18 protein-coding genes are annotated in these 19,024 nt (G+C 60.4%); 13 read left to right on the top strand and 5 right to left on the bottom strand.

Translation table 11 applies throughout. The annotated features are described in order from the left end of the window. Positions 1–55: 55 nt before the first annotated feature. Entirely contained in the window at positions 56–259 is a 204-nt protein-coding gene (locus tag GR197_RS24965) for a hypothetical protein (RefSeq protein WP_164014407.1), read from the bottom strand. 413 nt (positions 260–672) lie between these two features. Here GR197_RS24965 and GR197_RS24960 point away from each other — a divergent pair, with 413 nt between their 5' ends. From GR197_RS24960 to GR197_RS24945, 4 genes are all read left to right on the top strand, one after another. After that, positions 673–1,767 (top strand): septal ring lytic transglycosylase RlpA family protein, encoded by a 1,095-nt coding sequence (locus GR197_RS24960; protein WP_164014405.1) that lies wholly within the window; start codon positions 673–675, stop codon positions 1,765–1,767. Between the two features lie 164 nt (positions 1,768–1,931). Beyond that, positions 1,932–3,089 (top strand): D-alanyl-D-alanine carboxypeptidase family protein, encoded by a 1,158-nt coding sequence (locus GR197_RS24955; protein ID WP_164014404.1) that lies wholly within the window; start codon positions 1,932–1,934, stop codon positions 3,087–3,089. 147 nt (positions 3,090–3,236) lie between these two features. Beyond that, complete coding sequence (tmk, locus tag GR197_RS24950) at positions 3,237–3,917, top strand: dTMP kinase (RefSeq protein ID WP_164014401.1); 681 nt, start codon at positions 3,237–3,239, stop codon at positions 3,915–3,917. An 8-nt stretch (positions 3,918–3,925) separates the two neighbouring features. After that, a complete protein-coding gene (locus tag GR197_RS24945) occupies positions 3,926–4,951 on the top strand; it encodes a DNA polymerase III subunit delta' (protein ID WP_164014399.1) in 1,026 nt (341 codons plus the stop codon). A 22-nt stretch (positions 4,952–4,973) separates the two neighbouring features. On the opposite strand, the gene GR197_RS24940 is transcribed toward GR197_RS24945, so the two are convergent. Continuing rightward, on the bottom strand, positions 4,974–5,762 hold the full coding sequence (locus GR197_RS24940) for a sulfite exporter TauE/SafE family protein (protein ID WP_164014397.1): 789 nt from the start codon (positions 5,760–5,762) through the stop codon (positions 4,974–4,976). A gap of 234 nt (positions 5,763–5,996) precedes the next feature. On the opposite strand from GR197_RS24940, the gene metG reads away from it, so the two are divergent. From metG to GR197_RS24925, 3 genes are read left to right on the top strand one after another with little or no spacing between them, the layout of a single operon-like run. After that, positions 5,997–7,547, top strand: coding sequence for a methionine--tRNA ligase (gene metG, locus GR197_RS24935; RefSeq protein ID WP_164014395.1), 1,551 nt, complete (start codon positions 5,997–5,999; stop codon positions 7,545–7,547). Positions 7,548–7,550: 3 nt separating this feature from the next. After that, on the top strand, positions 7,551–8,333 hold the full coding sequence (locus GR197_RS24930) for a TatD family hydrolase (RefSeq protein WP_164014392.1): 783 nt from the start codon (positions 7,551–7,553) through the stop codon (positions 8,331–8,333). 4 nt (positions 8,334–8,337) lie between these two features. Then, complete coding sequence (locus tag GR197_RS24925; protein ID WP_164014390.1) at positions 8,338–9,162, top strand: MBL fold metallo-hydrolase; 825 nt, start codon at positions 8,338–8,340, stop codon at positions 9,160–9,162. A gap of 21 nt (positions 9,163–9,183) precedes the next feature. Here GR197_RS24925 and GR197_RS24920 read toward each other — a convergent pair whose 3' ends face one another. Further along, positions 9,184–9,792, bottom strand: coding sequence for a TerC family protein (locus GR197_RS24920; protein ID WP_164014387.1), 609 nt, complete (start codon positions 9,790–9,792; stop codon positions 9,184–9,186). A gap of 254 nt (positions 9,793–10,046) precedes the next feature. On the opposite strand from GR197_RS24920, the gene GR197_RS24915 reads away from it, so the two are divergent. Beyond that, complete coding sequence (locus GR197_RS24915; RefSeq protein ID WP_164014385.1) at positions 10,047–10,727, top strand: hypothetical protein; 681 nt, start codon at positions 10,047–10,049, stop codon at positions 10,725–10,727. 78 nt (positions 10,728–10,805) lie between these two features. Then, entirely contained in the window at positions 10,806–11,186 is a 381-nt protein-coding gene (locus tag GR197_RS24910) for a hypothetical protein (RefSeq protein ID WP_164014384.1), read from the top strand. Between the two features lie 54 nt (positions 11,187–11,240). Here GR197_RS24910 and GR197_RS24905 read toward each other — a convergent pair whose 3' ends face one another. After that, the gene (locus tag GR197_RS24905; protein WP_164014382.1) at positions 11,241–11,729 is read right to left on the bottom strand and encodes a PAS domain-containing protein; all 489 of its coding nucleotides are present in this window, start codon (positions 11,727–11,729) and stop codon (positions 11,241–11,243) included. Positions 11,730–11,989: 260 nt separating this feature from the next. Between GR197_RS24905 and GR197_RS24900 the strand changes: the two genes are divergently transcribed. Both GR197_RS24900 and GR197_RS24895 read left to right on the top strand, forming a co-directional pair. After that, positions 11,990–12,682 (top strand): DUF599 domain-containing protein, encoded by a 693-nt coding sequence (locus tag GR197_RS24900; RefSeq protein ID WP_164014380.1) that lies wholly within the window; start codon positions 11,990–11,992, stop codon positions 12,680–12,682. A 43-nt stretch (positions 12,683–12,725) separates the two neighbouring features. Then, a complete protein-coding gene (locus tag GR197_RS24895) occupies positions 12,726–13,640 on the top strand; it encodes a LysR family transcriptional regulator (RefSeq protein ID WP_164014378.1) in 915 nt (304 codons plus the stop codon). Here the strand turns inward: GR197_RS24895 and GR197_RS24890 are convergent. Next, a complete protein-coding gene (locus GR197_RS24890; RefSeq protein WP_246724683.1) occupies positions 13,629–14,516 on the bottom strand; it encodes an alpha/beta fold hydrolase in 888 nt (295 codons plus the stop codon). The genes GR197_RS24895 and GR197_RS24890 overlap by 12 nt on opposite strands. 320 nt (positions 14,517–14,836) lie before the next feature. On the opposite strand from GR197_RS24890, the gene GR197_RS24885 reads away from it, so the two are divergent. Next, positions 14,837–16,147 (top strand): epoxide hydrolase family protein, encoded by a 1,311-nt coding sequence (locus tag GR197_RS24885; RefSeq protein ID WP_164014376.1) that lies wholly within the window; start codon positions 14,837–14,839, stop codon positions 16,145–16,147. A 304-nt stretch (positions 16,148–16,451) separates the two neighbouring features. Then, positions 16,452–18,602: a mechanosensitive ion channel family protein gene (locus GR197_RS24880; RefSeq protein ID WP_164014641.1), complete on the top strand. Its 2,151-nt coding sequence runs from the start codon at positions 16,452–16,454 to the stop codon at positions 18,600–18,602. Positions 18,603–19,024 lie beyond the last annotated feature (422 nt).

The raw sequence follows: 19,024 nt of genomic DNA, 5'->3' as shown, positions 1-19,024 counted from the left end.
GAACGCTGCGCGACAATCCAACGGAAGCAAGTGACTTGCGCCGGAGACATCGGATCTAACCTCCGTCAGATCCGAGGCCCTTTGGACCATTGAGTTGGTTCATATCCTCGCAAAGAGATCGAACTGCCGCCATCGTCACCGCGAGTGCCGACATTAGGATTGCGATGTCATTGTCTTGATCTCGCTGAGAAAGCGCGCGAGACCGGGCATGCAACTGCTGGCTGACCGTCTCGAGCTGCATAATGATTTCATCGTTCATGGTGATCCTCCAAAGGCATAAACCTTCAAAGCCCGTGGCGAAGATTTCGTTCCCGCGCAGTTGCGGAGGGTCAGTAGGAGATACCGCGAGTGCATAGCGTCATATCGCCGACAGCGTTTCAGTTTGGAGCTTGTCGGGTGTTTTGAAGCGGCCGAATGTTGACCATATGCACCGCTTCGACACGAGAATTTCAGGTCTCTTTGCCGCAGCGGAAGGGTGGGGCGGCAAGGCTCGCGTTAGTGATTTATAAACCATAATCATTGGAATTCTCGCTATCGCTGCGAAATCGTTCGTAAATTTGCCACGAACTTAGCAAGATTAAATCCTCGTTAGGCGGGTGGGGATAAGGCGTTATTGGCCCAGTATGGGGCAAAATTCCTTAACCATAACGATCGTTGAGCGGCGTGGGGCATATGACATTGGGATACGGGGCGGCGTCTTTCGCAACGACAGCACGGTGGCTGGCGATATCTGCGATGTGTGCGACGGTTGCGGCGTGCGGCACGACGCAGGCGGTGCCGAAGAAGAAAGCCCACGGCAAAGAATATTTCTCCGAATCCGAATATGGCGTGAAGGCGAGCCCGCGGGTCGCCACCGGCAACAATATCCCCAAGGGCGGCGGCCGCTATATCGTCGGCAACCCTTACGAGGTGAAGGGCAAGTGGTATTATCCGAAGGAAGACTTTGCCTATAATAAGGTCGGCGTCGCTTCCTGGTATGGCTCGGCCTTTCATGGGCGCCTGACGGCGAACGGCGAAGTCTACGACCAGATGCATCTTTCCGCGGCGCATCCGACCTTCCCATTGCCGAGCTATGCACGCGTCACCAATCTCGAAAGCGGCTCCTCCGTCATCGTGCGCGTCAACGATCGCGGCCCCTATCACGAGGGCCGGATCATCGACCTTTCGAACAAGACGGCCGACATGCTGGATCTGCAGCACAGCGGCACCGGCAAGGTGCGCGTACAATATGTCGGCCGCGCCCGTATGGACGGCCACGACATGCCCTATCTGATGGCCTCCTACGCGCCGAAGGGCAGCCGTATTCCCGGCGTCAGTCCGGAAGGTCAGATCGCAACCGGCGTGATGGTCGCCTCCAACAGCCGCAAGATCACCCGCGACCAGCTGCAGAGTTCGGAAGATTACGAGACGCCGTCCAACGTGCCGGTACCGATGTCGGCGACCTCCTATGCTGGCTCGACGCCGAGCGCGCGCTATAATGCAGCACCCGTTCTTGCTCCCGGTGCCCATGTCTTGGTCGCGCCGCCGGCACCGTCCGCAAACAATGCCCCGCAGGCCTTCGACCAGATGGTCGTGCTGCCGGAGATTGGTCCCATGCCCTACGAACGGCCGCTGGGTTCTCTGGCGCTCGGTTACCAGAACGAGGACGTGAAGACGGTGACCGTCGATCTCGCCTTCGACGCGGTGATGGTGCGCAATGACGGGCTGACGCAGGAGTCGATCCTTGCTTCCGCCAAGCGCCAGCAGGCCAAATTCGCCGCGCGCTGAGCGCGGCAATTGCATCGGATTTCCTCTCGCTCTAACCTCCTTACGATACGCCGCTCGATCGATGGAAACTCTTGATGCTGGAGCCTGTGCTTCGCTTTTGTTTCGCCGCAATTCCGGACGCAAAACCGCTACGTACTTTTGCTGGAATTGCTCTGGCATGCCTGATGCCGTTCACCACCGGGGCGCTTGCGGCCGATAGCGGTGCCGCCGGTTTCGCCACCAAGGCGACGCAGGCCTATATGATCGAGGCCGCTACCGGCACAGTGCTTCTCGCCAAGAACGAAGACCAGGGCTTTTCGCCGGCTTCACTCGCCAAGCTGATGACGATGGATCTCGTCTTCGAGGCGGTGACAAAGGGCCAGATCACGTTCGATACCGAATATCCCGTTTCCGAATATGCCTGGAGAACCGGCGGCGCGCCGTCGAGGACGGCAACGATGTTTGCCAGCCTCAAATCGCGTGTGCGCGTCGAGGACCTGATCAAGGGCATCGCCATCCAGGGCGCCAATGACAGCTGCATCATCCTGGCCGAAGGCATGGCCGGCAGCGAGCAGCAATTTGCCGTGTCGATGACGCGGCGTGCCCGTGAACTCGGCATGGAGAAGGCCGAGTTCGGCAATTCCACCGGCCTGCCGGATGGGAAGAGCAAGGTGACGGCGCGCGAGATGGTGACGCTGGCTGCGGCCCTGCAGCAATCCTATCCGAATCTCTATCTCTATTTCGCGCAGCCGGATTTCGAGTGGAACAAGATCTTCCAGCGCAACCGCAATCCTCTGCTCGGGCTCGATCTCGGCGCCGACGGGCTGGCAACCGGCTTTACCGAGGGGGAGGGTTATTCGATCGTCGCGTCGGTTGAGCGCGACGGCAGGCGGCTGTTTCTGGCGCTTGCCGGTATCCCTTCCGACAAGGAGCGGACGGAGGAGGCCAAGCGGGTGCTTGAATGGGGACTGACCGCCTTCGAGGGCCGGCAGATCTTTGCCGACAAGGAAGTGATTGGAGCCGCCAGCGTCTATGGCGGCACGGCGCGCACTGTCGATCTCATCGCCAAGGCGCCGGTCAGCGTCTACATTCCGATCAGCAATCCCGACAGGCTGTCGGCACGCATCGTCTATCGCTGGCCGCTGACGGCGCCGGTGACGCCGGATACACAGGCAGGCACACTCAGGATTTTCGCGGGCAGCCGGCTGCTCAGGGAAGTGCCGCTCTACACCGTGCAGGCGGTCGGCGAAGGTTCGCTCAGCAGCCGGGCGGTCGATGCCATGCTGGAACTCGGCGAATCGCTGTTCTTCTCCTGGCTCTGGGACAAGTCCGCGCCTGGCTGAACGCCTGGGCTTGAACGCCTGACTTTCTGATACAATTTGCCGGGAAAGGTGAATATGCCGCCGCGGCGAAAGGTTTTCCTCCCTGATATCTTCGGATAGATAGAAGAGATGTGGCGCGCGTGGCGCCCGGAATGCGGGAAGCTGTCATTGTCATCCGGTACGGGATTGTTCGTTACGTTTGAAGGCGGGGAAGGCGCTGGGAAATCCACGCAGATCCGCCGCCTCGCCGAGGCACTGAGGGGCGAAGGTCGCGACGTGCTGGTGACGCGCGAACCCGGCGGATCGCCGGGTGCCGAGGCCGTACGCCACGTGCTGCTGTCAGGGGCTGCCGAAGCCTTCGGCACGCGGATGGAGGCGATCCTGTTTGCAGCGGCGCGCAACGACCATGTCGAAGAGGTGATCCGGCCCGCACTTGCCGCCGGCAAGGTCGTGCTCTGCGACCGCTTTATTGACTCCTCCCGCGTCTACCAGGGCATCACCGGCAATCTCGAGCCCGATTTCATCGAAACGCTGCAGCGCATCGCCATCAACGGCGTGATACCGGATTGCACCGTGATCCTCGACATCCCCGCCAAGATCGGGCTGGAACGGGCGCAGAAGCGCGCCGCCGCCGACGCTCCCGATCGCTTCGAGAAAGAACGCCTCGAAACGCACGAGAAACGGCGCGAAGCCTTTCTCGATATCGCCGCCCGCGAGCCGGAGCGCTGTCACGTGGTCAACGCCATGCAGAGCGAGGAGGCGATCGCCGCCGAGATCCTGGCGATCGTCCAACAGCTCATGTCGCCGGCAGGCCGCGCCCGAACGCCGGAAGCCGCTCATCATGAGTGAGGCCCATCATGAGTGACGAGAGGCCCGGACTGCTCGACGGCGCCATCTGGCCGGGGGAAAATACCAGGCTGTTCGGCCATGCGGAGGCGGAAGCCTTCCTTGCGCAATCCTACCGGTCCGGCAAGGGCCACCACGCTATCCTGATCGAGGGGCCGGAAGGCATCGGCAAGGCGACGCTCGCCTTCCGCTTCGCCAATCACGTGCTCTCGCATCCCGATCCCGAGAGTGCGCCGGCGACGATCGGCGATCCGGATCCGGCCTCATCAGTCAGCCGGCAGATCGCCTCCGGCGCTTCGCATAATCTCCTGCATCTTGCCCGGCCGGTGGATGAAAAGACCGGCAAGGTGAAGTCGTCGATCACCGTCGACGAGGTCCGCCGCGCCGGCAAATTCTTCTCGCAGACCTCAGGCACCGGCAACTGGCGGATCGTCATCATCGATCCGGCTGACGACATGAATCGCAATGCGGCCAACGCCATCCTGAAGATCCTGGAAGAGCCGCCGAAACGGGCGCTGTTCCTGGTGCTCTCACATGCGCCGGGACGATTGCTGGCGACGATCCGCTCGCGCTGCCTGCCGCTGAAATTGGCGCCACTGGCCGACGATGCGCTGGTCGCGGCGCTTGCTCATCTCGGCATATCCGGCGAGGGCGGGGCGGTGCTTTCGGCCGCCAAGGGCAGCGTCGGCGAGGCGCTGAAACTCTTGAACTACGGCGGCGGCGAAATCATCACCGCCTATGACGAGATGCTATCGGCCGAAGGACCGACGGCCCGCAAGGCGATGCATCGGCTGGCCGACGCGCTTTCGGGCAGGGAAAGTGACACGATCTTCGATTTCTTCGTCAGCCATGTCGGCGACGACATCATGAACCGGGCTCGCACAGCGGCAGGCGAGGGGCAGATCGCGGCGGCTGAGCGGCTGGCGCGGCTCTATTCCGAGATCACCGAGCGGCTTACCATTTCGGATGCTTATAATCTCGACCGCAAACAGACGATCATCAGCATTCTCGCCGACATCAAGCAGCCGGGCCTCTAACCTCGGGATGCTGATGCTCCGGTCAGCCGGTCAAGAGCTTCCAGGCGACGACGGCGAGTGTCAGGGCGAGGACGATGCGGATGGTGCGCTCGTGCAGCTTCGGCGCCAGCAAGCTGCCGATGATGATGCCGGGGATAGAGCCGATGAGCAGGGCAAACAGCATCGGCCAGTCGATTTCGCCGATCAACCAATAGCCCGTCCCGCCGATCAGGGTCAGCGGGACCGCATGGACGATGTCCGAACCGACGATCTCGCGCACGTCGAGCCTGGGATAAAGGACCAACAGGATCGTCACACCCAGCGCGCCGGCGCCGACTGAGGTCAGGGTGACGAGGACGCCGAGGAGGAATCCGAGAACGACGGTGAGGGCAAGGATGGTTCGCGGCTGGGGCGGCGTGCGATCGCCGAAGGCGCGCCGCGCCAATTCAAGTATCTGGGCTCGGAAGATCAGCATGATCGCGGTCATGACAAGAAGCCAGCCAAGCGCCGAGGTGATCGTGTTGGTGACGCCGATGCTTTTGCGGTCGACGCCCGCCAGCAGCCAGAGCATCAGCAAGGCGGCCGGCACGCTGCCGATCGCGAGGCTGCCGACGATCTTCCAGTTGACGCGCCCGTGCATGCCGTGAACGGCGGTGCCGGCGGTCTTGGTGATCGCCGCATAGAGAAGATCGGTGCCGACGGCGGTTGCAGGATGGACGCCGAAGAGCAGCACCAGCAAGGGTGTCATCAGCGAACCGCCACCAACGCCGGTGATGCCGACGAGCGCGCCGACAAACAGGCCCGAAAGTGAATAGAGAGGTTCGAATGTCAATCAAGCGCCTCCGACGGCGCACGGCCACGACAAACCGGATAGATGAAAACTGGCACTTCGTTCTGTCCCGCCCTCTTTTCCATGACGGGTAGATTGCGGCAGAAGCTAAGTCAAGTTCACCACGCCAACGTCCCGGAAATCATTGGCGGCGGTAAAACTTGATGTTTCGCTTGACGGTGACATGCGCTAAGAGCGGCTGACCATTTTTATAGACTTAGCCGGACATTGGCCGCCATGACAGACAAGACACCCTTCTACATCACCACCGCGATTTCCTACCCCAATGGCAAGCCGCATATCGGCCATGCCTATGAGCTGATCGCGACGGATGCGATGGCGCGCTACCAGCGCCTTGACGGTAAGGACGTGTTCTTCCTGACCGGCACCGACGAACACGGGCAGAAGATGCAGCAGACGGCGCGCGCAGAAGGGATCACCGCGCAGGCGCTCGCCGATCGCAATTCGGGCGAATTCCAGGCAATGGCCAAGCTGCTCAATGCCTCGAACGATGACTTCATCCGCACCACGCAGGAGCGTCATCACGAGACATCGCGCAACATCTGGAACCTGATGGCCGACAATGGCGACATCTACAAGGACAGCTATGCCGGTTGGTATTCGGTGCGCGACGAGGCCTATTACCAGGAAAACGAGACGGAGCTGCGCGCTGACGGCGTGCGTTACGGGCCGCAGGGCACGCCTGTGGAATGGGTGGAAGAGGCAAGCTATTTCTTCAAGCTCTCCGAATATCAGGAGAAGCTGCTTGCCCATTACGAGGCAAATCCCGACTTCATCGGCCCGGCCGAGCGCCGCAACGAGGTGATCTCCTTCGTCAAGTCTGGCCTGAAAGACCTCTCGGTATCGCGCACGACCTTCGACTGGGGCATCAAGGTGCCGAACGATCCGGCGCATGTCATGTATGTCTGGGTCGACGCGTTGACCAACTACATCACCGCGACCGGCTATATCGAGGACAAGAACGGTCCGTTGGCAAAATACTGGCCGGCCGACGTGCACATTATCGGCAAGGACATTATCCGCTTCCATGCTGTCTATTGGCCGGCCTTCCTGATGTCGGCAAAGCTGCCGCTGCCGAAGCGGGTCTTTGCCCATGGCTTCCTGCTTAACAAGGGCGAGAAGATGTCGAAGTCGCTCGGCAACGTCGTCGATCCCGTCAATCTGGTAAACCATTTCGGCCTCGACCCGGTGCGCTACTTCTTCCTGCGCGAAGTCTCGTTCGGCCAGGATGGCAGCTACAGCGAGGAAGCGATCGGCATCCGCATCAACTCCGACCTCGCCAACGGCATCGGCAATCTTGCCAGCCGCTCGCTGTCGATGATCGTCAAGAACTGCGACGGCAAGATTCCAGAATGCGGGCCTTTGACCGACGAGGACAAGGCAATGCTGGCGCAGGCCGACGCGCTGCATGCCTCGACACGCGAGGACATGGGCAAGCAGCAGATCCACCGAGCGCTCGCCTCGATCATTTCGGTCGTTTCTGAGACCGACCGTTATTTCGCCGGGCAGGCGCCGTGGGCGCTGAAGAAGACCGATCCCGAGCGTATGGGCACGGTGCTCTATGTCACAGCCGAAGTCGTGCGCCAGATCGCCATCCTGCTGCAGCCCTTCATGCCTGAGTCATCGAGCAAGCTGCTCGATCTGGTCGCGGCACCTGAAGACAAGCGCGATTTTGCTGCGCTCGGCGAATCCGGCCGTCTGGTTGCCGGAACACCGCTCGAAGCGCCGACGCCTGTCTTCCCGCGCTACGTGGCTCCGGAGGCTTGAGCGGTGCTGATCGATACACATTGCCATCTTGATTTCGCCGACTTCGAGGCGGAGCGCGACGAGATCGTGACGCGCGCCCATCAGTCGGGCGTCAAGCAGATGGTGACGATTTCGACGCGGGTGCGCAAGCTCGACGGGCTGCTTGCGATCACCAAGAAATATCCTTCGGTGTTCTGCTCGGTCGGTACGCATCCGAACAATGCCGACGAAGAGCTGGATATTCAGACGGAAGATCTGGTGCGCCTTGCCAATGCCCATGAGAAAGTGGTGGCGATCGGCGAGGCCGGCCTCGATTATTTCTACGATACGCAGAAGCCCGAGGACCAGCAGACCGGCTTTCGCCGCCATATCGCGGCGGCGCGCGCCACACAGCTGCCGCTCGTCATCCACAGCCGCAGCGCCGATGAGGATATGGCAGCGATGCTGACCGAGGAAACGGGGAAGGGGGCCTTCCCCTTCATCCTGCACTGCTTCTCGGCAGGTCCGGAACTGGCACGAACCGGCGTCGAACTCGGCGGCTATGTCTCCTTTTCGGGCATCCTGACCTTCCCGAAATCGGAAGAGCTGCGCGAGATCGCCAAGACGATCCCTCGGGATCGGCTGCTGGTGGAAACCGACGCGCCGTATCTGGCGCCGAAGCGCTGGCGCGGCAAGCGCAACGAACCGTCCTATGTCGTCAACACCGCCGAGGTGCTCGCCGAGACGATCGGCCTTTCCTATGCCGACGTCGCGCGGATCACGACGGAGAACGCTTTGCGCCTGTTTACGAAGATGCCGAGGGTCTGAGAGCGTGCTCTACCGGCGACGCTTCACCATTCTCGGCTGTTCGTCGTCACCCGGCGTGCCGCGCATTACCGGCGACTGGGGCGCCTGCAATCCCGACAATCCGAAGAATCGGCGCACGCGCGCCGCCTTCATGGTGCAGCAATTTGCGCCGGATGGCGGTGTCACCACCGTCGTCATCGACACCGGACCGGATTTTCGCGAGCAGATGATCAGCGCAGGGGCCGACCATGTCGATGCCGTGCTCTACAGCCATCCACATGCAGACCATATTCATGGTATCGACGATCTGCGTGGCTATTTTCACAACACCCGCCGCCGGGTGCCGATCTTTGCCGACCAATATACGATGGACAGGCTGCGGGAGGCCTTCGGCTATTGCCTGGAAACGCCGCCAGGCAGCAATTATCCGCCGATCGTGCTGCCTGTTGTCATCGAAAACCTCGACGAACCCGTCGAAATCCGCGGCCCCGGCGGCAAGATACAGTTTCATCCGCATATCCAGCAGCACGGCGATATTCACTCGCTCGGTTTCCGCATCGGCGATGTGGCTTATTGCAGTGATATCAGCGATTTTCCGCCGCAGACCGTCGATAAGCTTCAGAACCTTGATGTGCTGATCATCGACGCGCTGCAATATACCTATCATCCGAGCCATCTGTCGCTGGAACAGTCGCTCGACTGGATCGGCCGGCTGAAGCCGAAGCGAGCGATCCTCACGCATATGCACACGCCGCTCGATTACGACGCGGTGATGGCTAAGACGCCGGACCATGTGGTGCCGGCCTATGATCAGATGAGTTTCGAAATCGAAGTGAGGATCGGGGCCTGAACCCCGACCCGACACGTAGGCTCACTGCATGTAAGGCATAACCTCAACGGCGCCGCGATAAATCATGTCGATCGAGACATAGAGGATGATCAGCAAGCCGACATAGGCGATCCAGCGATGGTTGTTGAGCAACCGGGCAATCAGGTTGGCGGCGATACCCATCAGCGCGATCGACAGGGCAAGACCGATGATCAGCACGCTTGGATGTTCGCGCGCGGCGCCGGCGACGGCGAGCACGTTGTCGAGCGACATCGATACGTCGGCGATGACGATCTGGGTCGCCGCCTGGAAGAAGGTCTTTTTCGGCGCGCCTTTGGCGCCCGCCGCGTCATGATTGTCGCCATGGCCGGCGCGAAGTTCGCGCCACATCTTCCAGCAGACCCACAGGAGCAGAAGTCCGCCGGCCAGCAGCAGGCCGACGATTGCCAAGAGATACACAGCAACGCTGGCAAAGAGAATACGCAGGATGGTCGCGGCCGCTATGCCGACGATGATCGCCTTTCGGCGCTGCGTGGCCTCAAGCCCGGCAGCAGCGAGACCGATAACCACGGCGTTGTCGCCGGCAAGAACGAGGTCGATAGCAATGACCTGCAGCAAAGCCGTAAGGCCGGCTGCCGTAAAGATGTCCATATGAAATATCCCCAATGCGTCAAAAGCCGTGCTAGCGTCTCGACGGTTTGACGTCAACCGCTAGAACGCCTTGAATTGCGGTAGCGCGGGACAACGATCCTCGATGCGAAACCGTTCCTCATTTTAATGTCGGTGAGCCGCGATTACCTCCCTCGCATTCGCTTGGAACATTCCATTCGCCCACCTGTTTTTCTGATCAGGAAACCAGCCGCCGGACCGGCGGCGTGGGTCTATGCATCGAGAGGAGATTTCCCGTGAGCAGCCTTTACAACGATACCAATCCAGCCTTCTCGCACCCGACAGGGGGCGGCAGCCTCACCGCATTTTTCGACAGCCGCTCGGAAGCCGAATCCGCCGTGTCTCGTCTGGAGGACGCGGGCGTGCCGGTTGCGAGAATCAGGTTGATGCCAGGATATGAGGCGGATGGAAAAACTGCCGGCACGATGAGCGACGACCGCAGCGGCTTCTTCGACGCGCTGGCGGACTTCTTCTTTCCCGATGAGGATCGTGCGGTCTACGCAGAAGGGCTGCGGCGAGGCGGCTTCCTCGTCCAGGTCAATGATATCGATGACGCGCTCTATGAGACCGTCCACGATATTCTGGACGATGAGGGCAGCATCGATATGGATGAGCGGGCGGACCTCTGGTCGTTAGAGGACCGGCAGCAGGGCGCATCCAATACCGGTTTTGCCGGCCAATCCTCTGGCGGCAAAGCGTCAGAAGACCTCGCTGTGTCCGAAAGTGCCTTCGAGGCGTCGGCTTCTGATGATGCACGCCCGGTCGCAATGCGCGACAGCGCGCATGGAAGCGCCAAGGTGCGTGCCTACACATTGAGCGGCAGCGGTGCCGCGCCGTCGGAGGATGACAATCGCCAATCGCAAACCCAGTCGCAAGGCGGATCCCATCAGAGCCAGAGTTTCCGACGCGACCACTGATGAGCACCTGCCATAGCCCGCGGCCCGGCGGCAATGCCGGGCCGTATTTTCTCCCACCCGTCATTGGAGGACATGTCCATGCAATCATCGATCAACCGGGACGGCCACCTTTCGCTCGACCCCGATGAACTGATCGCCGAAGGTGAGCCGCCGTTTGCGGATGCCGCCGCCGAGACCGCGCGTGAGAAAGCCGATCAGGACCTGAACGCCCTGCGGCAGGAGTTAAGGCTGCTGCGGGTCCGCATAGCCGCGCTGCGCGAGGATGCCGAAGCGGCCCTCAAAGCCAAGGCCACATCAGTCGATGCAAACGCCCATGTTCAGCTCGGCGACTATCCTTGGGCGAAGCTAGCCGCGGCGATCGCTGCGACCTTCGTTGCTGCCAGACTGGTTCGACGCCTGCCGTTCGAGGTGCTCCTTGCGGGATCTGCCGGCCATGCCTGGGAGGCGAGGCGGCGGTGACCGGCTGAGGGTAGGGGCAAGAGCTGAATCATTGAAACCAATGCGGGAGGGGAATCAATGAATCGGCATAGCGTCGGAAGGCTTCGGCTTGGCGAGCTCTTTCAGAATCGCCTCAAGCGCATCGGCCGTCGTCTGCAGGCCGGATGACTGCGCAATTCTCAGCGCCTCCCTGCAGTGAGCAGACAAGTCGTCTTGCTGGACGTGATCATTCGACCGAAATACGATACCAGCATAGTGCGACGGGTTTCCGGTTTCATCCCTGAAGCAGCGGCCGAAGGCGGCAACGGCTACGATTTGCCCGCTTCGATCAAATACCCGATAGTCGTGGCGGTAGGGATCGCCCGTCACCACCGAGTCTGAAATCGCCTTGGCCACGGATGGCTTGTCGTCGGGGTGAATCCTGTCGAGGTATTTTATGATCGGCAGCCCGGCGATGGTCTGCTCTGGATCAAGCCCAAAGAGGTTTGCCAGCGCCGAATCCGCGTAAACCGTGTCGGTCGCCAAGTCCCACGTGAAGATGCCAGGCTCTTCGGCAAGGTCCATTCCGTATCCCCAAGTCTGACCTGCCGGTTGACCACGTCACGCGGCTGGCGCCCCCAATCTTAGCCCCCTTTCGACCGGACGCAATATCGACTTTTCATCTTGCTGCTGCATGCGACACGCCATAGAAGCTCGCGCCGCGCCGCCGGGTAGCGCCTGGCGCCTGTGCGCACCGAAGGAACCCTGGGACGGCGATAGACGCTTGGAGCCGCCGTTTCCTCGAAGTATTGTTTGGAAAAACACAATTCAGTTCGGGGGACACCATGGATTTTTTGAACGTCGCGGCGATCGTATTCTTCCTTCTCGTCTGGGTGGCACTCGAGCCTTTGATGGCAATGGGGTGGCCGCGGCGAAACGACAGTCTTTCCGTCGACATGGTGCGCATTCGCGCGGCCTGGATGCGGGAGGTGCTGACGCGAGACAACAACTTCATCGGCGACGCGGCGATCCTCGGGCACACGATCAATTCGGCATCCTTCTTCGGATCGGCCAACCTCATCGTCATCGTCGGGCTCAGCGGTGCGCTGTTCATGGAGCCGAATTATGGATCGGGCAGCGGGCTGATCGCAAAGTTTGCGGCGCAGGATCCCGCCTGGTTTTTCCAGTGCAAGGTTCTGTTGATCATGGCGACGCTGCTGCGCGGCCTGTCCGATTTCATCTGGGCGGTCCGGCAGATCAACTATTGCCTTGCGGCGATCGGGGCGAGCCCGTCGCGCGATGAAGACAGGGACATCGTCAGTTGGACAAACGCGCTCACTCTGGTTCTGAACCCGGCTCTTCGCTCGTTCAGCGTCGGCGTCCGATCTTACTACTTCACCGTCGCTGCGGCCTTCTGGTTCATCGGGCCGATCCCCTTCATCGTCGCAACGATCCTCAGCGTCGGCGTTTTGATCTGGCGTCAATCCTGGTCGGATGCTGCAAAGGGGATCATGGCCATACGCAGGCTGCTGGATTAGGATTGTCTGATGAGCAGAAGCGATATCTTACGGGCGGGGACCGATGGATCGTCTCGAAGCGATGCGCATATTGCTGGCCGTCGTCGACGCCGGAAGCATCTCTGCCGGCAGCAGGAGGCTGAACGCGCCTTTGCCCAGCGTCAGCCGCAAGGTGGCCGAGCTTGAACGCCATCTCGGCGCAAACCTCATCGTCCGCACCAGCCGCAATCTTCAGCTCACCGATGCCGGCCGCGACTATGTCGACGCCGCCCGAAAAATCATAGCGGATCTCGATGAGGCGGAGCGAAGGGCGTCGGGCGAATACCAGACGCCCAGAGGCGCGCTGACGATCACGATGCCGATCGAATATGGGAACCGTTACGTCCTGCCGGTTGCGCTCAGTTTCCTGGACAAATACCCGCAGGTGTCGCTGAACCTGCTATCGCTTGATCGCACGGTCGATCTCGTGTCCGAGCAGGTGGATATCGCCATCCGTCTCGGCGAGCTCGCCGACAGCTTCCTCCATGCGGTCAAAATCGGCGAATTCCGCCTGCTGACCTGCGCGAGCCCTGCCTATCTCGCGCGGCATGGCGAACCTGAGTGTCCGGACGATCTCATCGATCGCGACGGGATCGTCTTCAACAAGCCGACATTCTTCTGGACATTCGACGTCGACGGCAGGCCGGTGGAGGCGGCGCCCCGCAACCGGCTGGAAGTGAATACCGCGGCGAATTGCGTCGCAGCAGCCGTCGCCGGAGCAGGAATCGCGCGGCTCTTCGATTACCAGGTTCCGGACCAGCTGGCGTCTGGCGCGCTCGTGCCCATCCTGCGGGATTTCGATGGAGCACCACAACCGATTCATATCGTCTACGCGCGCCAGGGGATTCTGGCGCTGAAGGTACGCGCTTTTGTCGACTGGGCTCTACCCAGATTACGCGCACGATCGGAGAAGGAAGATAACCAAGTCTTATCTGAATGATGCGCGAATCTCTTCAACCGTATGTTCCGCATTTTGAAGATGTGGAAAGTGGCCGATACCCGGCAGAATATCGATTTTCTCACCGATCTTGGCAGCGAATTCGATGCCCATTTCCTTTTTGATGTAGAGGTCCTTTTCGCCCCAGATGACTTTGACCGGCGTCTTCAGTCGTTCGAGGTTGGCCTCGAGGACGTTCTGATCGCGCGTGAAATTTGCGTAATAATGGGCAAAGGCGTCCGCTGACGTCATACCGTCGAGGCTCCACGAATGGGCCATGTCCCGCTGAACGTCGGTCGGCAGATCGAATTGCTCAGCGGGCGATAGGCCGCGCCTGTGCACGTTCTGAAGGATCTCGTCGCTTGTCTTGTTCATATAGGCTCGGGTCGGCGAGGCGGTCGGCTCGGCCTTGAGGTTCTGCAGGCTCTCCCACATGTATTGCGGCCGGTCGAACGGAGCGAAGTCTCCGACGATGATCCGCCTGGCGATCGCCGGCTCCTCGAGAGCAAGCAGCAGAACGGGGAGGGCGGCGATATCGGTCGCATAGATCACGAGGTTCGACCGGTCGATGCCTGCCCTCTCGATATAGGCCTTCAATACCGCCGCGTAGGCCTGCGGCGCGTAGGAGAATTGTTGCAGGATCGGGCGCGACGACTGGCCGTAGCCCGGCCAATCAAAGGCGTGAACGTCATAGTCGCGAGCAAGCGTGCTCGCGATATGCTTCCAGACCGTCAGCGTTTCCGGAAACCCATGCAGGAAAAGCACGGTGCCTTTTGACGCAGTGGCGCGAACAATCATTCTCCTCAGCGTGAGGAACTCATCGATCTCGATGAAGTCGATGTCGCAATGCGGTGCTTCTGCGGCTTTGTTCTCAGACATACGAGATCCTTTCCTGAACGACGGGTCCGAATGCGCCCTGTCTACGCAATATATGGCCACGCTATCAGCGCGCGGCAGCCGAGGAAAATGAGAGGAAGCCTCTTGATTTCCCGAGGTGTCGGCGCTCCGTCGACCCACCCAAATAGCCACCAGCTGCCAATTTGAAAAGCTCGCTGCGCATGGATGCGGACGGCAGAGCGTCGGGCGACAGGATAAGGAAGAACTGATATGACTGACCGAATTGAACCATGTGGTCACCAAGGGGGCAGCCCTTGTCGAACCTGTCCGTTGACCCTCGATGTCATGAAAGGACACGCGTCATGGCACTGCTGACCTCTTTGAACCACAGGCCTATGTCTCGACGCTCGCTGCTGTTGGGAGGGGCGGCGGCCGGCATATCCGCGGTTTTCCTTCCGCTCGCATCAGAGGCTGCCGATGTCACCGCCGCCGCAGGCGCGGAGATCCGACCGTTCAAGGCCGAGGTTTCCGAGGCAGCGCTCGCCGATCTCAGGCGGCGTCTTGCCGAAACCCGATGGCCCGACGGTGAAACCGTCACGGATCGTTCGCAGGGTGTTGAGCCCGATAGGCTGAAGGCGCTGGTGGGCTACTGGCAGTCGTCCTACGACTGGCGCAAGGCTGAGAGCAGGCTGAATGCCTTTCCGCAATTTCTCACCAATATCGACGGTGTGGACATCCATTTCATCCATGTCCGTTCCCGCCATGAAAACGCGCTGCCGCTGATCATGACTCATGGCTGGCCGGGTTCGGTGTTCGAACTGCTCGATGTCATCGGGCCGCTCACGGATCCTACGGCGCACGGCGGCTCGGCTGAGGACGCCTTTCACCTGGTGATCCCTTCGATTCCAGGATTCGGCTTTTCCGGGAAACCTCCGGCGACGGGTTGGAACCCGCAGCGGATAGCGGCTGCCTGGGACGTGCTGATGAAGCGGCTCGACTATATCAGCTACGTCGCGCAAGGCGGCGACTGGGGCGCGATCATCAGCGACGCCTTGGGTCGCCAGGCACCCGATGGGCTGCTTGCGATCCACGTCAACAGGATCGAGCGGGCCACGACATTCCCATCGGATGCAGCCCAGGCCCTTAGAAATGGAGGACCTGCTCCCGACACCCTGTCTGCGGACGAAAAAGTCGTCTTCGATGAGGCGCGGGACTTCCTCAACAATGGCTTCGGCTACGCCGCAATCATGAGCACCCGTCCGGAGACGGTCGGTTACGGCATTGCGGATTCTCCCGTTGGCCTCGCCGCCTGGCTTTACGACAAGATCGCCGACTGGGTGTTCACCCGAGGCAATCCGGAACAGGCGCTTGGCAAGGATGCCATCCTCGACAACATCACGCTGTACTGGCTGACGAACACCGGCCCCTCGAGTGGCCGCATCTATTTCGAAAACGCCATGTCGGGCGCGAAGCTCACGGAGGTCAAAGTACCGGTCGCCGTCACCATATTCCCCGGAGAGGTCTACAAACCGCCAAAGCACTGGTTGTCGAAGGCCTATCCGAAGCTGGTCTATTACAACCGCGCCTCCAAGGGCGGCCACTTCGCGGCCTGGGAGGAGCCGGAACTCTTCAGTCAGGAGATCAGGGCAGGGTTCAAAACCGTGCGATCATGAGCGACGGCACAGCTGATCGGCGAGTTTTCGGGGGCGGGGGCACGGTAAGCTTTGCGCCGTCAGACAGGTCGTCGATTGACGTTGATTACGCAACGCTTCACAACGTCCGAAGTTGCTAAAGCGCGTTGCGATCTTTCAGATTCGCTCCTTGCGCTTTAGCTCCTTGTTTTTACGCATGTCGTTGCGGCAAAAGCGCTTCGCACTTTGCCCGGCAAAAGCGCTTCGCACTTTGCCTGGGAAACCGCTGCACAGTTTTGCGCGACATGCTCTAGAAACGATGCCAGCTTCGCGGGGACCAGGCTATATGCGCATCACCGACGACCGTCATTTTTTCGGTAGAGTGTCCACACTCCTGACGGTGATATTTTCGACGCTTCTGTTCGCGAGCGTAACCATAGCCACAGCGGCCGAACAGACCAATTCCTCGGGACCGATCCGGGTTATCATCGAATTGCCGAATGATGATGCCGGACGCGCGCTGGTCAACCGGATCGTCCCAAGCACTCAGGAACAGGCGCAGCCGGCAGCGGCCCCGCAAGAGGCGGCACCGCCGTCGATTGCCACCGCATTGCAGGATTTGCGCCAGAGATTGCTCACGCTCGTCGATGCCGTTCCAACCCTTCCGGGACAGGTTCAAACGGCGATCCGGGTTTTCCAAATGGATGATCGTATCGATGCCGTCGGACTGATCCTGGCGGTGACACTCTTCATTGCAGGCGGATTCGCTGCGCAGCGCCTTGCCTGGTGGTCCGGGCGAGGGCTTCTTCATTTTGTGCTGACCGCGCCTGCCGACACTGTCCGGCAGCGGATCAAGCTCCATGCGAGCCGGCTTTCAATGGGTCTTCTTGCGTTGGCCGGTTACCTGATCGGCAGCCTCGGCGCGTTTATCCTCTTTCCTTGGCCTGCCGTCTTTCGCGATATTGCGCTCATTCTGCTGTCAGCGGCGCTGATGGTGCGCCTCGGCGTGCTTGTGGGCCGCATCGTTATCGCGCCCGGTGCCCGGCTGCCGCATATGCGGCTTCTGACGCTTGTCACCTCGCTGGCATGGTTCTGGTATTACTGGCTCCTCGCAATCGTCGCTGTGATGGCGGCGGGCTGGGCAATCATCGAAGTGTTTCAGACCATCGGGGCATCACCCATCCTGGTCGACCTCTTTACAGCGGCGTGGCTCTGTGTCGTTTCAATCACGCTGATCGTCATGATTTGGCTGCGGCATTTCCGTTCTGATGGGTCGCCGGTGAACCGGCTGGTCTGTGTCGGCTTCAGCGCGAGCATCGTGCTATCGTGGCTGTTATGGGTGTCCGGGCTGCGCGGGGCATTCTGGACGTTGATCGTCTTGACGCTTCTGCCGCTTACCGCTTCCGTGGCGCGTGATGTCATCGGTCGTATTATACGATCCGGTGGCGAGCACGCCATCAAAGATCCGGCCATCGTCGGATGGTCGGTCGTTATCATGCAAACTCTGCGTAACGGCCTGATCGTGGTCGCCGCGCTGCTCATTGCCCGCGCTTGGAATGTCAATCTCAGTGACCTTGCCGCTGCCGAAACGGTGACCACACGTTTGATCCGTGCAGGTATCCGCATCGTTATCGTGTTGCTGGTGACCGACGTCATCTGGAAGCTCGCAAGCACTTTGATCGACAGTCAGATGGCGGTGGCGTCGCGAAGTGCGGAGGCGGGGCACCTGGACGGACCTGAAGCGCGTCGGCGCCAGCGGTTGAATACGCTGCTTCCCATCCTTCGCAACGTGCTGTTTCTGGCGATCGGGGCTGTCGGTTTCCTGATGATCCTGGATGCAATCGGCATTCAGATCGGGCCGCTGCTGGCGGGCGCCGGCGTCGTCGGCATCGCCGTCGGTTTCGGTGCACAAACGCTCGTCAAGGACATCATCTCCGGCGTCTTTTATCTGTTCGACGATGCCTTTCGCATCGGTGAGTACATTCAAGCGGCAAAATATAAAGGGACGGTCGAAGGTTTCTCGCTGCGATCCATCCGCCTGCGACACCATCGCGGTCCGGTCACCATCGTTCCTTTCGGCGAACTCGGCGCGGTGCAGAACCTCAGCCGCGACTGGGTGATCGACATCATTACGCTGACCCTGAACTATGACAGCGACCTTGAGGAGGTTCGCAAGACCATCAAGCGCATCGGCGTCGAACTTCTGGAGGATGCCGAACTCGGGCCCAACATCATCGAGCCCTTGAAAATGCAGGGCATCGAGCAGATGGCCGATTACGGTGTGCAAATTCGGCTGAAATTCATGGCGAAACCCGGCGAACAATTCGGCGTTCGCCGGAAGGCGCTTGCCATGCTCAGGAAGACATTCGCGGAAAAAGGCATCCAGTTTGCAACCCCGACCGTTCATGTTTCCAGTGGAACGGGAGATGCAGCAGCTTCCGCCGCCGCGGCGGAGCTCCAAAGGCCATCAAAAGTCATCCCGACACCTGAGGAATAACTGCGTCGAAGCCACGGGCAATTTCCATTGAATGCTGTCGAAGCAATCTCTGACCCCGTTGTCGCCAAGCGCGCATCGTCGGAGACACGGGTCTCGAAACAGTCTGTGGGCAATGCTCAGCGGCTCCACGCGGCAACCTCCGGAGTGGAAGTCGGAGATGTGCTTCAAAACCCAAATTCGGAGGACCGCTTTGAAATAGTGGGACGCGCTGAGCTGGATGACGATTTATGTCATTGTAACCAAATGGCGTATTCTTGTTCCATAATCTGTCTTATGCGACATCTGTATGTAGCGGGGTACATTCTATCTCGAACTGCAACAAAGGCGCTAAGCTGCCTGCTTTTCGGGAGCCGTGGTTTGATCCGTACCTTTTCGCATTTGAGTTTTGACGAACGCCGATCGATTTCCAGGATGTTGGATCA

Source organism: Rhizobium phaseoli (genome assembly GCF_010668805.1).
Taxonomy (GTDB): Bacteria; Pseudomonadota; Alphaproteobacteria; order Rhizobiales; family Rhizobiaceae; genus Rhizobium; species Rhizobium phaseoli_A.
Note: the sequence above shows the minus strand (reverse complement) of the source record. Positions and strands in the feature narration are given on the sequence as shown.

Bases quoted from the DNA above. Each gene is read 5' to 3' on its own strand.
- GR197_RS24965 (WP_164014407.1), bottom strand. From the start codon at position 259: ATGAACGATGAAATCATTATGCAGCTCGAGACGGTCAGCCAGCAGTTG.
- GR197_RS24960 (WP_164014405.1), top strand. From the start codon at position 673: ATGACATTGGGATACGGGGCGGCGTCTTTCGCAACGACAGCACGGTGG.
- GR197_RS24955 (WP_164014404.1), top strand. From the start codon at position 1,932: ATGCCGTTCACCACCGGGGCGCTTGCGGCCGATAGCGGTGCCGCCGGT.
- GR197_RS24945 (WP_164014399.1), top strand. From the start codon at position 3,926: ATGAGTGACGAGAGGCCCGGACTGCTCGACGGCGCCATCTGGCCGGGG.
- metG (WP_164014395.1), top strand. From the start codon at position 5,997: ATGACAGACAAGACACCCTTCTACATCACCACCGCGATTTCCTACCCC.
- GR197_RS24920 (WP_164014387.1), bottom strand. From the start codon at position 9,792: ATGGACATCTTTACGGCAGCCGGCCTTACGGCTTTGCTGCAGGTCATT.
- GR197_RS24910 (WP_164014384.1), top strand. From the start codon at position 10,806: ATGCAATCATCGATCAACCGGGACGGCCACCTTTCGCTCGACCCCGAT.
- GR197_RS24905 (WP_164014382.1), bottom strand. From the start codon at position 11,729: ATGGACCTTGCCGAAGAGCCTGGCATCTTCACGTGGGACTTGGCGACC.
- GR197_RS24900 (WP_164014380.1), top strand. From the start codon at position 11,990: ATGGATTTTTTGAACGTCGCGGCGATCGTATTCTTCCTTCTCGTCTGG.
- GR197_RS24895 (WP_164014378.1), top strand. From the start codon at position 12,726: ATGGATCGTCTCGAAGCGATGCGCATATTGCTGGCCGTCGTCGACGCC.
- GR197_RS24890 (WP_246724683.1), bottom strand. From the start codon at position 14,516: ATGTCTGAGAACAAAGCCGCAGAAGCACCGCATTGCGACATCGACTTC.
- GR197_RS24885 (WP_164014376.1), top strand. From the start codon at position 14,837: ATGGCACTGCTGACCTCTTTGAACCACAGGCCTATGTCTCGACGCTCG.
- GR197_RS24880 (WP_164014641.1), top strand. From the start codon at position 16,452: ATGCGCATCACCGACGACCGTCATTTTTTCGGTAGAGTGTCCACACTC.